The following is a 13,941-nucleotide window of genomic DNA, read 5'->3' on the forward strand; positions in this document are numbered from 1 at the left end:
ATGCAAGACATCGAACTGAGCGAAGAACAAGTGATGATCCGCGACATGGCTCGCGACTTTGCCCGGCGTGAAATCGCTCCCCATGCCCAGGCCTGGGAAAAAGCCGGCTGGATCGACGACGCGCTGGTGGCCAAGCTTGGCGAACTGGGGTTGCTGGGCATGGTGGTGCCGGAGGAATGGGGTGGCACTTATGTCGATTACGTCGCCTACGCCCTGGCCGTGGAGGAAATCTCAGCGGGCGATGCCGCTACCGGCGCCCTGATGAGCATCCACAATTCGGTGGGCTGCGGGCCGATACTGAAATACGGCAGCGAGGCACAAAAACAGACCTGGCTGGCGGAGCTGGCCAGCGGGCAGACCATCGCCTGCTTCTGTCTGACCGAACCCCAGGCCGGCTCCGAAGCCCATAACCTGCGCACCCGCGCCGAGTTGCGTGACGGTCAATGGGTGATTACCGGTGCCAAGCAGTTTGTCAGCAATGGCAAGCGCGCCAAACTGGCCATTGTCTTTGCGGTAACCGACCCTGATCTGGGCAAAAAAGGCATTTCGGCGTTTTTGGTACCCACCGCCACCCCCGGTTTTATTGTCGACCGCACCGAACACAAAATGGGCATCCGCGCCTCGGACACCTGCGCGGTAACCCTCAACAGCTGCAGCGTGCCTGAAGCCAATATGCTCGGCGAGCGCGGCAAGGGGCTGGCCATTGCCCTGGCCAACCTGGAAGGCGGGCGAATCGGCATTGGCGCCCAGGCATTGGGCATCGCCCGTGCGGCCTTCGAGGCAGCACTGGGTTACGCCCGTGACCGGGTGCAATTTGACAAGGCGATCATTGAGCACCAGAGCGTGGCCAATATGCTCGCCGACATGCAGACCCGCATCAATGCGGCACGCCTGCTGATCCTGCATGCGGCGCGCCTGCGCAGCGCGGGCAAGCCCTGTCTGTCAGAAGCTTCGCAAGCCAAACTGTTTGCTTCGGAAATGGCCGAGTATGTGTGTTCCAAAGCCATCCAGATCCACGGTGGCTATGGCTACCTTGAAGACTATCCGGTGGAGCGCTACTACCGCGATGCGCGGATTACCCAGATTTATGAAGGGTCGAGCGAGATTCAGCGCATGGTGATTGCGCGGGAGCTGAAGAATTATCTGCTTTAGAAACTGATTCACAACCTGTGGGAGCGGGCTTGCTCGCGATGCAGTCGGCTCGGTGCAGCTGACACACCGCGTTGAGGCTATCGCGAGCAAGCCCGCTCCCACATAGAGGCATGTGCAGTTATTGGTTCTTGAACTGCGCCTCGCGTTTTTCAACAAACGCCGCCATGCCTTCTTTCTGATCCTGTGTGGCGAACAAGGCGTGGAATACCCGACGCTCGAAACGCACACCTTCAGCCAGGTTCACCTCAAAGGCACGGTTGACGCATTCCTTGGTCTGCATCAGCACCGGCAGGGACTTTTTGGCAATGGTGGCCGCTACCTTCAGCGCTTCGTCGAGCAATTCATCCACCGGCACCACACGGGCCACCAACCCCGAACGTTCCGCCTCTTCTGCGCCTATCAGGCGCCCGCTCAGGCACATTTCCATGGCCTTGGCCTTGCCCACCGCACGGGTCAGGCGCTGTGTGCCGCCCATGCCCGGCAACACCCCCAGGTTGATTTCAGGCTGGCCGAATTTGGCGTTGTCCCCGGCCAGAATAAAGTCACACATCATTGCCAGCTCACAACCGCCACCCAGGGCAAAACCCGCAACTGCAGCAATAATCGGCTTGCGCCTGGCCGCCACACGGTCGCTGTCGGAAAACAGGTCATCAAGATAAATTTGCGGGTAGCTCAGGTCGGCCATCTCCTTGATGTCCGCACCGGCAGCAAAGGATTTCTTCGAACCGGTGATAACGATACAGCCAATCCCGCTATCAGCTTCCAGCCTGTCCAGCGCGTGGTTTACTTCGCGGATCAATTGCGCATTCAGAGCATTCAGCGCCTGGGGCCGGTTCAGGGTAATCAGGCCCACTTGCCCATGGATGTCCAACAGAATGGTTTCGTAGCTCATCGCTAATGTCCTCGATTCAAAGATTGCGCGAAATGACCATGCGCTGAATATCACTGGTGCCTTCATAGATCTGGCACACCCGCACATCGCGGTAGATCCGTTCCAGCGGGAAGTCGCTCAAATAGCCATAACCGCCCAGGGTTTGCAACGCCTTGGAGCACACGCGCTCGGCCATTTCCGATGCAAACAGCTTGGCTTGCGAGGCCTCGACCAGCGCCGATTGCCCACTGTCACGCAGTGCCGCAGCGTAATGGACCATCTGCCGAGCGACGGCGATTTCCGTCGACATATCGGCCAGGCGAAACGCCACCGCCTGATGCTCCACCAGGGGCTGGCCAAAGGTCACGCGTTCGCGGGCATAGTCGCGGGCCGCTTCAAAGGCTGCACGGGCCATGCCTACGGCTTGTGCAGCAATACCGATGCGCCCGCCTTCCAGGTTGCCCAGGGCAATCTTGTAGCCTTGCCCCTCTTCGCCCAGGCGGTTGGCCACCGGTATCTTCAGGTCAGTAAACAGAATCTGGCAGGTGTCCGATGCATGCTGCCCCAGTTTGTCTTCAACCCGGGCCACGCTGTAACCCGGAGTATCCGTGGGTACGATAAACGCGGTAATGCCACGCTTGCCCGCCGCCGGGTCCGTCACCGCAAACACGATCACCACTCCGGCGTTTTGCCCTGAGGTAATGAACTGCTTGCAGCCATTGAGAATGTAATGATCGCCTTCGCGGCGGGCTCGGGTTTTCAGGTCACTGGCATCGGAGCCGGCCTGCGGCTCGGTGAGGGCAAACGCGCCGAGCATTTCACCGCTGGCCAGGGGGATCAGAAATTGCTGTTTTTGCGCCTCGCTGCCGTATTTGAGAATCGGCACGCAACCCACCGAGTTATGCACGCTCATGATCGTGGAGCACGAGCCGTCACCGGCGGCGACTTCTTCAAGGGCCATGGCATAGGCCTGATAACCCGTGTCACAACCGCCCCACTCCTCGGGCACCAGCATGCCGAAAAACCCTAATTGAGCCATCTCGGCAATTGCCTCACGAGGGAAGCGATGCTGCTTGTCCCACTCGGCGGCAAAGGGTTTGAGGCGTTCCTGGGCAAACTCTCGGGCTGCTTCGCGTATTTGTAATTGTTCGGGTGTAGGCAGCATACAAAATCCTTAATACAGACATTCCACGGCAATGGCCGTGGCTTCACCGCCGCCGATGCAGATGGCGGCAACACCGCGTGTAGCCTTTTGCTGGCGCAATGCCGAGAGCAAAGTCACCAGTATTCGCGCACCCGAAGCCCCAATCGGATGCCCCAGGGCACAGGCGCCGCCGTAGATATTGACCTTGCTGTGGGGGATATCCAGCTCAGTCATGGTTACCAGGCTGACCACGGCGAAGGCTTCGTTGATTTCAAACAGATCGACCTGGTTCAGATCCCAGCCAGTGCTGCTCATCAGGCGCTTGATTGCCCCCACCGGTGCAGTCGGAAACAACCCCGGCTCATCGGCAAAGGCGGCGTGGCCGTGGATAACCGCCAACGGCTTGAGGCCACGTCTTTGCGCTTCGCTGCGACGCATCAGTACCAGCGCCGCCGCACCGTCGGAAATCGAGCTGGAGTTGGCCGCCGTCACCGTACCGCCCTCGCGGAACGCCGGTTTCAGGGTTGGAATTTTTGCCAGATTGGCCTTGGGCGGCTGCTCGTCATCACTGATCAGGCGCTGCTCTTTACCCACGGTCACCTGCACCGGGACGATCTCGCTGCTAAAACTGCCGTCCTTGATGGCCTGCTGCGCACGGGTCAGGGAGGCCACGGCAAAGGCATCCTGAGCTTCACGGGTAAAACCGTGATTCTGGGCGCAGTCTTCGGCAAAAGTCCCCATCAGACGGCCACGGTCATAGGCGTCTTCCAGGCCGTCAAGGAACATGTGATCCAGCACCCGGCCATGGCCCATGCGGTAACCGCTGCGGGCGCGATCAAGCAGGTACGGCGCATTGGACATGCTCTCCATGCCCCCTGCCACCACCACATCGACACTGCCGGCCAGCAGCCTGTCGTGCCCAAGAATGGCCGCTTCCATGCCCGAGCCGCACATCTTGTTCAGTGTGGTGCAACGGGTACCATAGTCCAGCCCGGCCCCCAGGGCGGCCTGACGGGCAGGTGCCTGGCCGATGCCTGCCGACAGCACACAGCCAAACAACACTTCTTGCACACCATCGGCAGCAACACCCGCGCGTTCAACCGCTGCACGAATCGCCGCAGCGCCCAGTTGCGGCGCGGTCAGGCCCTTGAAGTCCCCCTGAAAGCCGCCCATGGGCGTACGCGCAGCACTTACGATTACAACCGGATCATTGCTGATTGTCATATCTCACCTCTTATTTCGCGGCCATGCGCAAGGCACCGTCGAGTCGGATCACCTCACCATTGAGCATGCTGTTTTCAATAATGTGACGCACCAGCGAGGCGTACTCGTCAGGCTTGCCCAAGCGTGGTGGAAATGGCACACCGGCGGCCAGCGATGCACGCACTTCAGGCGTCATGCCAGCCATCATCGGGGTTTCAAAAATACCCGGGGCGATGGTCATTACCCGAATGCCGAAGCGTGCCAGTTCACGGGCTGCAGGCAAGGTCAGGCTGGCAATCGCGCCCTTGGATGCGGCATAAGCTGCCTGACCGATCTGACCGTCGAATGCCGCGACCGAAGCCGTGTTGATGATCACCCCGCGCTCGCCCTCGGCATCGGCAGTGGTTTCGGCAATCGCCGCTGCAGCCAGACGCAACATGTTGAAGCTGCCAATCAGGTTGACGTTGATCACCTGGCTGAATGTGTCCAGCCCATGGGGGCCGTTTTTACCGAGGATCTTTTCACCGCGCACAATGCCGGCACAGTTGACCAGCCCGTTGACCGCGCCAAAGGCGGCCACTGTAGCGGCCACGGCCGCCTGGGCGGCATCTGCCTGGCTGATGTCCGCCACAGCGCTGCGCGCCTGCTCGCCCAACGCCAGGGCCTGGGCGGCCACTGCTTCGGCGTTCAGGTCCACCAGCATCACTTTGGCACCTGCCTTGACCAGCATGTGCGCCGTGGCGGCACCCAGCCCCGATGCACCACCGGTGACGATAAAAACCTTGTTTTCGATTTGCATGATGATTCCTGAAAGTTAGACGCTGGCGCTTGCGGCCAGCTCAGCCTTGGCGATTTCCTGATTGCGCAAAATAAAGCGCTGCAACTTGCCGCTGGGTGTCTTCGGCAATTCGCTGACAAATTCGATTTCACGGGGGTAAGCGTGGGCAGCCAGCCGTTGACGCACGTGCAGGCGCAGGGTTTCAGCCAGTTGTGCATCCCCCAGATACTGAGGGTTCAACACCACAAAGGCTTTGACCAGCTCGGTGCGTTCACGGTCCGGCTTGCCCACCACGGCGGCCTCTACCACCGCCGGGTGTTCGATCAGGGCGCTTTCCACATCAAAAGGCCCGACGCGGTAACCGGACGTGGTAATCACGTCGTCGCTGCGCCCGACAAAACTGATGCTGCCGTCCGGGTTCAGCTCCACGGTATCGCCACTCAGGTAATAGTTGCCGACAAAAGCCTTGGTCTTGAAGCCTTCGTAGCCACCAAACCAGCACATCGGCGACTGGCTGCGATCAACCGCCAGAATCCCTGGCTGGCCAACGGGCAGCTCCTGATGATTGTCATCGAGCACCACGATGCGGTGGCCCGGCGAGGCAAAACCGGCGGCGCCCATATGCACCGGATGATCGAGCCCGTGATGGTTGCACAGCACCATGCCGACTTCGGTCTGGCCATAGTGGTCGTGGATGGTGACGTTGAGTTCATCGGCAAACCAGCGGATGACTTCGGGGTTGAGCGGCTCCCCGGCACTGCTGACCACGCGCAACTGGCCCTTGATCTTGCTGGCGAAGGCGTCACCGGCCGCAATCAACAGGCGATAGGCGGTGGGCGAACCGGTCAGGTTGGTAATACCGTATTTCCTGATGACCCGGCAGGTACTTTCGACCGTGAACGGGCCGTCGTACAGGGTGATCGGGTGGCCCATCGACAGTGGCCCGGTGATGCCGAAATAAATGCCATAGGCCCAGCCCGGATCTGCCAGGTTCCAGAACGAATCCTCGGGGCGCAGCCCCACTGCATCACGGGTGTAGCTCTGGAATGCAACGATGGCCTTGAGCGGTACCAGCAGCGGCTTGGCCGGGCCGGTAGTGCCCGAGGTAAACATCAGCAGAAACGGATCTTCACCGCTCAGCATCACCGGCTCGCAGTTAGCCGGGTAGTTGTCCAGCTCTGCCCAGAAACTGAAGTCGCCACGTACCAGACCCTGCCCCTTGGCTCCTGCCACGGTGACAATGGCCGGACAGTCATTGACCTCGTCCAACTTGACGCGGTTGACCGCATCGGTGACCACCAGCACGGCCCCCGAGCTGTTAAGCCGGTGTTCAATGGCCTTTGGCCCGAATGCAGTGAACAGGGGCTGGTAGATGGCACCAATGCGCCAGGCGGCGAATGCGACGATCAACAACTCGACATTGCGTGGCAGCAAACCTGCCACCTTGTCGCCCTGCTTGACGCCCTGGGCGAGGAGAAAATTGGCAAAGCGCGCGGCCTGCTCCTGCAACTGAGTGAAGGTATAAGTCGCGCTGCTGGCATCGCGCCCCTCCCAGAACAACGCAATGCGGCCCGGCAAGGCATGACGGTCGCAGCACTCGACACAGGCATTGATCGCTGCCAGATGGCCATCCAGCGCACCGGCTACCGTGCGTTGGTAGTCAAAATCAGTCATCGAACTCAGATAGTCGCGCATCAGCAGAATCCCTCGGTCTTTATTTTTAGGATGGGAACCGTGAAAAATCCTGCTGATAATCGCCCTGCGAAGGCTCTGCAACAATGGTCAAAACACTCAAGCTGGGTGACTGCTTTGGCCAATGGCTACGACCTTCATGTGCTCATGAGAACCGCATGGCATTCAGCCAGTCACTTATCTATATTTGAGCCTCATAAGGAGATGCCCGTGACCACTGACAACCGCCACAATAGAATCGACAACATCGAATTCAACGTCCATGACATCGCGCGCAGCAAAGTCTTTTATGGCGCCGTGTTCGGCTGGACCTTCACCGACTTTGGCCCCACCTACAGCGAATTCAGCGATGGGCGCCTGAGCGGCGGCTTCACCACTGGCGAACCTGTACGCCCCGGTGGCCCGCTGATCATTCTGTACGCCGACGACCTGGCCCAGGCTCAGCAAGCCATCAGCGCTGCCGGAGGCCGCATCAGCCGACCTGAATTCAAGTTTCCCGGCGGCAGCCGCTTCCACTTCACCGACCTGGATGGCTACGAACTGGCCGTGTGGTCGCAGGCATAATTACGCACTCCCCTTCTACACAACCCTCCCTCAGCCCCGGCAATGACGTGTTGCATTACCGGGGTCTGCCGCTGCACCGCAATTGCGCCTATGTAATAAAACCTGCACAACCTTGCGATCCATCCTAATTGCCCTCGCTACACCGCAGCCCTAGCTTTGCCACGGCCACCTTCAATCACATTGAATGTGGGTCTGCACTGACGAACAGCCGTGCTTGGCGGTTAAAAATAATTGACCAAAGGGTAGCTTAAAAGCTACATTTCAAATGCTAGAGATAAGACACTACCTCAGCGAAACAGGTAACGACCCTTACCAGCAGTGGCTGGACCACTTAAAGGATCGCACGGCCAAGGCACGCATCACCGTGCGGGTCAACCGGCTTTCAGCGGGCGCTTTTGGTGATTGCAAAGCCCTGTGCCAGGGCGTATGGGAATTGCGTATAGATCACGGACCAGGCTATCGGCTGTATTACGCTCGGGACGGCAAAAAACTGGTGTTGCTGCTGGGTGGCGACAAGCGCCAGCAACAGGCCGATATCGAAAAAGCCGTGCGCTGCTGGAACGAGTATCAGAAGAGGAAGCCATGAACAAAACCAAGAATCACGACGAATCCGTTATCGAGATGATCCGCCAGGATCCCGAATTTGCCATTGAATACCTGCGTATCGCCATTGATGAGCTCGATGAAGAAGGTGGCCAGGCCAGCTTTCTGACCGCGTTGCGCCATGTTGTCGAAGCACGGGGCGGCATGGCACAAATAGCCGAAAAGGCCGGGCTTTCCCGCGAAAGCCTGTACCGCGCCCTTTCGCCCAAGGGCAACCCGACACTGCGCACCATGCGTCAGGTCGTCCATGCCACCGGAATGACGTTTGCCTCACTGACCTGAGCCCATGAAAAAGCCCCGCAGGCGTTACACCGACGGGGCTTTTACCTGCAGCGTGGCGCTAAACCCTGCGGTTTACCTCCCCATCGCCCGCGCCGCATCAGCGGTGTACTGGTCAGGGGTGAACTTGCCTTCGTTGAGGATCGGGCCTTTCTTGGCTTCGTTGGTCATGCCGTAGCCGGTGTACTGCCCCGAGTTCAAGTCCATGAAGAACTGTGAACCGGCCTGCCAGCCACTCATGTCCGGGTGGTAGTAGTAGTTGATCATGGCGTGTTTCCACAACTGGCCACGCGCGTCGTAGTTGTCCGCCAGCACCGAGTTCCAGGTGTCTTCGTCGAGGAACAGTACACGCTTGCCGTATACGTGGCGGTAGCCTTCCTTGAGGTCGGCTTCAACCACCCACACCCGGCGCAGCTCATAACGCATCAAGTCCGGATTGGGGTGATTGGGCGTCAGCATGTCAGCGTATTTCACCGTACCTGCGTTGGGCTTGTAGGCGTTGGCCGGGATGTAGATTTCGCGCTTGCCCAGCAGCTTCCAGTTGTAGCGCTCCGGCGAGCCGTTATACAAACGGTCTTCGTCCACAGTCATGGTGCCATTGGTACCGATCATCGGCTGGTCGTAGCCGTAGCCTGGCAACAGTCGCACACGACGGGTCGAAGGGCTGTAGCTCCAGGCCTGGCGCGGGTCGGTGGCGAAGTTGTAGGGTTCGTGGGAGATGCTCAGCGTGCCGTTGTCACGGGTCGGCTTGAGGGTCATGTTGTTGCTCATGGCCTGGAGCTTGTTTTCAGTCCTGGGTTCTACCGTAGGCGAGTTGGCCATGGCCAGGTTACGGGCATAGGCACGGCCCCAGCCAATGCTGCCGTTGGGCAGCACGGAGGCCAGGTCACTGGTTTTTTCTTCGGTCCAGGCACGGGCCGGCAGTTGGTGGTTCCACAGCGCTTCCATGCCGTTTTTAGGAATCGGGAACGGCACTTGTCCCAGCCCTTCAAAGCCCATGCCATCATTGACCAGCTTGGCGTTCAAGGCGTTGTTCATGACCCGCTGGCACACGTAATCCGGGTAGCGGTAGTCACGGTGACCGGTGTAGATGTTCATCTTGTAGGTGGTCGGATAACGCTTGAGCAGCGCCTTCTGGCCTTCGGTCAGTTTGTCTTCGTACTGGGCCATGTTCTGCGCGGTAATCACCAGAATCGGCTTCTCCGCAGCGTAGGGGTCAACCGGCTGGTCGCCGGAAAACTTCACATGGTTCCAACCCGGCACTTCGCCCAGGTACTTGCCGGTATACGCAGGGATGGTGCCCGCGGCGTTACCCGCCTGCTCTGCCCCTACACAGGTCAGCTCCTTGCCCAGTTTGGCCGCTTCTGCGGGCGATACCTGAGCAGATGCCGTGCCGATGGCGACCACGTTGACGGCCATGGCGGCTGCGAGCATTACGCCTGTTCTTGTTATTTTCATGTATTGCCTCCTACGCGAATAAGGCTTGCTGGGGGTGTGCATCCATTCTTCGCCAATCAGCGGCGAGCACATCGTCCACAGAGACTACTCAGGCCGTTACCAGCAGTTCCTTGAGCACACTTTTTAGCGTCTTGCCCGAGGCATTGCGGGCAAAGGGTGTGTGCTGCACATGGATCTGCGCCGGCACCTTGTAGCTGGCCAGGCGCTGGGCGATAAAACTGCGCACGGCTTCGCTGCCTGGGGTTGCATCCGGCTCGCCCCGCACCACCAGAAACACCACTTCACCCAGCACATCATCAGGTACGGCAAATGCTGCCGCTTCAATCACCCCGGGCATTTCACAGGCACATGACTCAACTTCGGCAGCAGCTATTTTCTCGCCGCCGCGATTGATCAGATCCTTGGCGCGATCCGTGATGTAGAGGAAGCCTTCGTCATCCAGCAAGCCGATATCGCCGGTGTCGAGCCAGCCATCGCACAGGGTCCGCGCACTGGCTTCGGGCAGATTCCAGTATTCGCTCATCAGGGTTGGCGAGCGCATCCAGATCAGCCCGCTGACCCCGGCCGGCACGGGGCGATCCGGGCTGTCACCGATACGCACATCGACAATCGGCAAGGGCCACCCGGCCGATGCCGGTTTGTAGACGAACTGGTCGCCACCATGGGCCGCACAGATGCCATTACTTTCGGTCAGGCCATAGCCGCTGCCACCGATTGCTTCGGGCTTGCGCCGGGTCAGGTTGTCCAGCAGGCTGCTGGAGGGTGCCGCACCGCCCAGGCCCAGCCCGAACAGGCTCGCAGTGTCGGGGCTGCCAAAACGTGGCGAAGCCAGCAGTTGCTGCATCATCACCGGCGCACCGTTGAACTGGGTGCATTGCTCGTCACGGATCAGGTCGAGGGCTTTTTCCACGTCCCACTTGTACATCAGCAGCAAGCGCCGCCCACTGCGCAAGGCCAGCAGAAACTGGGCATGCAGGCCACTGACATGGAACAGCGGCACCGCCATCAGGGTGGCGGGAGCATAGCCGCTATTGATTACCACACTGATGCGTTCCGGCGAACTGACCGCACAGAATGCCCCCTGGAACTCCAGGGCGACCAGCGCCTGGCAGACTGCGCCATGGGTCGACAACACGCCCTTGGCCAGGCTGGTGGTGCCCGAGGTGTAGAGGATCATCGCCGGATCACTGGCACTGACCGACTGTACCGGCACGCTCAGCGCCGGGGCTGCCAGCAGGTCCTCCAGCCGATGGCAATGCTCCTCCAGCGGCACGCCTGCGCGCAGCCCCGCCACCACGGTCGCCAGCCCCTGCTGGCGCAGGTCATTGGCGAGCAACTGCAAGCGTGGCTCGTCGCACAGCAACAGGGATGCGCCGCTGTCTTGCAGACCGTGGAACAGTTCGTCACGCAGGCCCCAGCTGTTGAGCGGTACACACACCGCACCGCAACGCTGGATGGCGGCAAACGCCACCAGCCAGGCGGGCTGATTGCGCATGGCAATGGCCACGCGATCACCCTTGCGCAAGCCAAAGGTCTCGACCAGTTGCCCCGCCAGGCGATCCACCTGATCGAAAAACTGGCTGAATGTCAGGCGCTGCTGCTCCCACACCAGAAATTCACGGTCACCGTGGATGCGCCCGCTATCAATCGCGGCCCAGACGCTGGCGGCGGTATGACGAAAAAATTTCGGCCCGCCATCGGCGGGTGTCTGTACTTCAAAAGGCGAGCCGGCACCAATCAGTTGCTGCCAGGCGCTCTGCCATTGTTCAAGTTTCATCTTGTTATTCTCCTGACTCGAACTGCCCGCTACAGGCTCAAGCGTGCGCCAGCTCCAGGGCTCCATAGCGCTCGCAGTGATAATCGGCATCGCCAAGGGTTGCCTGGGCCACCCGGATACGCTTGAGAAACAGGCCCACATCCAGCTCGTCGGTGACACCGATGCCGCCGTGCATCTGCACCGCCTCGTTGGCCACCTTGATCGCCGTCTGCCCGGCCTTCCACTTGGCCAGGCTGGCCAGGCGCTGACGCTCGGCCTCGCTCAGGCTGCTGTCGTCCAGCGCCGCCAGACCGGCCATCACGGCGCTGCGTGCCAGCGCCAGATCCACATACAACTGCGCCGCGCGATGTTGCAGGGACTGGAAGGTGCCTATCGCCACATCAAACTGCACACGGGTCTTGAGGTAGTCGAGGGTCAGTTCAAACAGCTTTTCAGACATGCCCAGCATCTCGGCAGCCAGACACACGCGGCCGCGATCCAGGGCGATATTCAAGGCCGGCATGGCAGACCCGGCGGCACCCAGCAAGGCATCAGCCCCGACCTGTACCTGATCCAGCTGCAAGCGCGCATGGTTGCGCGAGTCAATCAGCGGCAACGGGCTGACGGTCAGGCCCGGGGCATCTGCCGGCAGCAGGAACAGACTGATGCCTGCCGTGCCGGTGCGTGCCGCCACCAGATAAGCGTCGGCCCCCACCCCGTCGATAATGAAATATTTATCTCCGCTCAGGCTGTAGCCGTCGCCATTGGCCACAGCTTGCAACGCCACTTTCGCCGGGTTGTGCCGTGGCTGCTCGTCCAGCGCCAGCGCCACCCGCTGCCCCCCGCTGATGGTCGCCGACAGCCAGCGGTCCTGCTGCTGTGCATTGCCTTGCAGGTGCAGCAGCGATCCGCTGAGCACCACACTCGAAAGCAACGGCGTGGCACTGAGATTACAACCGATGGCTTCAAAAATCGGCCCCAGGCCCATGCAGCCAAAATCCAGCCCGCCGAGGTTTTCCGGGAAAGGAATTGCACTCCAGCCCAACGCCACCGCGTCTTGCCACAGTAGCGGGTCAAAGCCGTCCACCTGCGCTTCATCCCGCAAGGCGCGCTGACGGGACACCGGGCTGCGCGCGGCGAGAAATTCGCCGGCGCTGTCGGCCAGCAGTCGTTGATCTTCGTTGTAAAGCAGGTTCATGGTGAGTTTCCTTACTTCACGTCAGGCAGGCCCAGGACCCGCTTGGCAATAACGTTGAGCTGCACTTCCGACGAGCCGCCAGAGATGGTCAGGGCGAAGCTGTTCAACCAGCCGCGGGTGATTGCCTGTTGCTGGGGGCTGAAAGCATCCGGGTCCCAGCCCAGTCCCTGATAGCCCATGACATCGAGCAGCACTTCGAACTTGTCGCGCTCCTGTTCGGTGTGCACCAGCTTCATGATCGACATCAGCCCGCTGACGTCCTGCCCGACGCGGGCGGCTTCGCCCATGCGCTGCACGGTCAGGTTGTAGCTGTGCTCGTTCATGGCCGTGGCCACCGCTCGTGCAACCAGTGCCGACTCGCTCTGGCCGGTGGCCTCGGGCAAGTACTGTTTGACCAGGGGCAACAAATGAAAATGGGTCGGCAAGCTGAACTCGCCAAACTTGGACATGGCCTTGCGTTCGTGTTGCAACAGACGCTTGGCCAGGTTCCAGCCGCCGTGCAGCGGGCCGATCAACTGGCTTTTCGGAACTTTGACGCCATCGAAAAATACCTGACAGAACGCCGACTTGCCGCTGATCAAATCAATCGGCGCAACGCTGACTCCGGGGCTCTTCATGTCCAGTACGATCAGGCTGATGCCCGTGTGCTTGCTGGCCTTGGCATCGGTGCGCACCAGAGCGTACATCCAGTCCGACTTGTCGCCGTAGGAGGTCCAGATTTTGCTGCCATCGACCACAAAGTGATCGCCGGCATCCCGGGCCGATGTTTTCAGGCTGGCCAGATCAGAACCGGCATTGGGCTCGGAGAAGCCCTGGCACCAGCGCACCTCACCGCGGGTCATGGGTGTAAGCAGCTGTTTTTTCTGCTCTTCGGTACCGAACTCCAGCAGCACCGGGCCCAGCATCCAGATGCCCAGGTTGATTTGCGGCGGGCGGCATTTGAGGCGGCGCAGCTCGCTTTCGAGCACGGCGTTGTACTCCGCACTCAGCCCGGCGCCACCGTATTCAACGGGCCACTCGGGGCAGAACCAGCCTTTGTCGCGCATGCGCTCGAACCACAATTGCGCATCTTCACTGGGGAACTCCATCTTGCGGGCCCCCCACACCATTTCGCCTTCAGGGATGGCCTTGCGTTGCGATGGCGGGCAATTGGCCTCAAGCCAGCTGCGGGTCTGTTCTCTGAACTGGTCAATCGCGTTCATGTTGTTTCACCTTTCGGTTCTTGTAGCCGCTGACGAGGTAC

General features: G+C 60.4%; 13 protein-coding genes. 4 read left to right on the forward strand and 9 right to left on the reverse strand.

The genetic code is table 11. The annotated features are described in order from the left end of the window. Positions 1-1,152, forward strand: a complete 1,152-nt coding sequence (locus tag ACP7BE_RS05350; RefSeq protein ID WP_095000022.1) for an acyl-CoA dehydrogenase family protein — start codon at positions 1-3, stop codon at positions 1,150-1,152. A 118-nt stretch (positions 1,153-1,270) separates the two neighbouring features. On the opposite strand, the gene ACP7BE_RS05355 is transcribed toward ACP7BE_RS05350, so the two are convergent. From ACP7BE_RS05355 to ACP7BE_RS05375, 5 genes are read right to left on the reverse strand one after another with little or no spacing between them, the layout of a single operon-like run. Then, a complete protein-coding gene (locus ACP7BE_RS05355) occupies positions 1,271-2,044 on the reverse strand; it encodes an enoyl-CoA hydratase (protein WP_150628487.1) in 774 nt (257 codons plus the stop codon). 16 nt (positions 2,045-2,060) lie between these two features. After that, on the reverse strand, positions 2,061-3,188 hold the full coding sequence (locus ACP7BE_RS05360) for an acyl-CoA dehydrogenase (protein WP_095021148.1): 1,128 nt from the start codon (positions 3,186-3,188) through the stop codon (positions 2,061-2,063). Between the two features lie 9 nt (positions 3,189-3,197). Next, entirely contained in the window at positions 3,198-4,391 is a 1,194-nt protein-coding gene (locus tag ACP7BE_RS05365) for an acetyl-CoA C-acyltransferase (protein WP_426105039.1), read from the reverse strand. A 10-nt stretch (positions 4,392-4,401) separates the two neighbouring features. Further along, positions 4,402-5,169 (reverse strand): SDR family NAD(P)-dependent oxidoreductase, encoded by a 768-nt coding sequence (locus ACP7BE_RS05370; RefSeq protein WP_095026167.1) that lies wholly within the window; start codon positions 5,167-5,169, stop codon positions 4,402-4,404. 15 nt (positions 5,170-5,184) lie between these two features. Beyond that, the gene (locus ACP7BE_RS05375) at positions 5,185-6,843 is read right to left on the reverse strand and encodes an AMP-binding protein (protein ID WP_150629024.1); all 1,659 of its coding nucleotides are present in this window, start codon (positions 6,841-6,843) and stop codon (positions 5,185-5,187) included. A 201-nt stretch (positions 6,844-7,044) separates the two neighbouring features. On the opposite strand from ACP7BE_RS05375, the gene ACP7BE_RS05380 reads away from it, so the two are divergent. The 3 genes from ACP7BE_RS05380 (at position 7,045) to ACP7BE_RS05390 (ending at position 8,289) form a co-directional block, all read left to right on the forward strand. After that, entirely contained in the window at positions 7,045-7,404 is a 360-nt protein-coding gene (locus tag ACP7BE_RS05380; protein ID WP_095023300.1) for a VOC family protein, read from the forward strand. 265 nt (positions 7,405-7,669) lie between these two features. After that, positions 7,670-7,990: a type II toxin-antitoxin system RelE/ParE family toxin gene (locus tag ACP7BE_RS05385; RefSeq protein ID WP_150629023.1), complete on the forward strand. Its 321-nt coding sequence runs from the start codon at positions 7,670-7,672 to the stop codon at positions 7,988-7,990. Continuing rightward, entirely contained in the window at positions 7,987-8,289 is a 303-nt protein-coding gene (locus tag ACP7BE_RS05390) for an addiction module antidote protein (protein WP_095000014.1), read from the forward strand. Before ACP7BE_RS05385 ends, ACP7BE_RS05390 begins: the two co-directional genes overlap by 4 nt. A gap of 72 nt (positions 8,290-8,361) precedes the next feature. On the opposite strand, the gene ACP7BE_RS05395 is transcribed toward ACP7BE_RS05390, so the two are convergent. From ACP7BE_RS05395 to ACP7BE_RS05410, 4 genes are all read right to left on the reverse strand, one after another. Then, the gene (locus ACP7BE_RS05395) at positions 8,362-9,744 is read right to left on the reverse strand and encodes a DUF1329 domain-containing protein (protein WP_232527576.1); all 1,383 of its coding nucleotides are present in this window, start codon (positions 9,742-9,744) and stop codon (positions 8,362-8,364) included. A gap of 88 nt (positions 9,745-9,832) precedes the next feature. Continuing rightward, complete coding sequence (locus ACP7BE_RS05400; RefSeq protein WP_095000012.1) at positions 9,833-11,521, reverse strand: class I adenylate-forming enzyme family protein; 1,689 nt, start codon at positions 11,519-11,521, stop codon at positions 9,833-9,835. Positions 11,522-11,558: 37 nt separating this feature from the next. Next, positions 11,559-12,698: an acyl-CoA dehydrogenase family protein gene (locus ACP7BE_RS05405; protein WP_150629022.1), complete on the reverse strand. Its 1,140-nt coding sequence runs from the start codon at positions 12,696-12,698 to the stop codon at positions 11,559-11,561. An 11-nt stretch (positions 12,699-12,709) separates the two neighbouring features. Beyond that, positions 12,710-13,900, reverse strand: coding sequence for an acyl-CoA dehydrogenase family protein (locus ACP7BE_RS05410; RefSeq protein WP_095038863.1), 1,191 nt, complete (start codon positions 13,898-13,900; stop codon positions 12,710-12,712). Positions 13,901-13,941: the final 41 nt, after the last annotated feature.

The organism is Pseudomonas sp. TWR1-1-3, from assembly GCF_049896805.1.
Classification (GTDB): Bacteria; Pseudomonadota; Gammaproteobacteria; order Pseudomonadales; family Pseudomonadaceae; genus Aquipseudomonas; species Aquipseudomonas bubulae.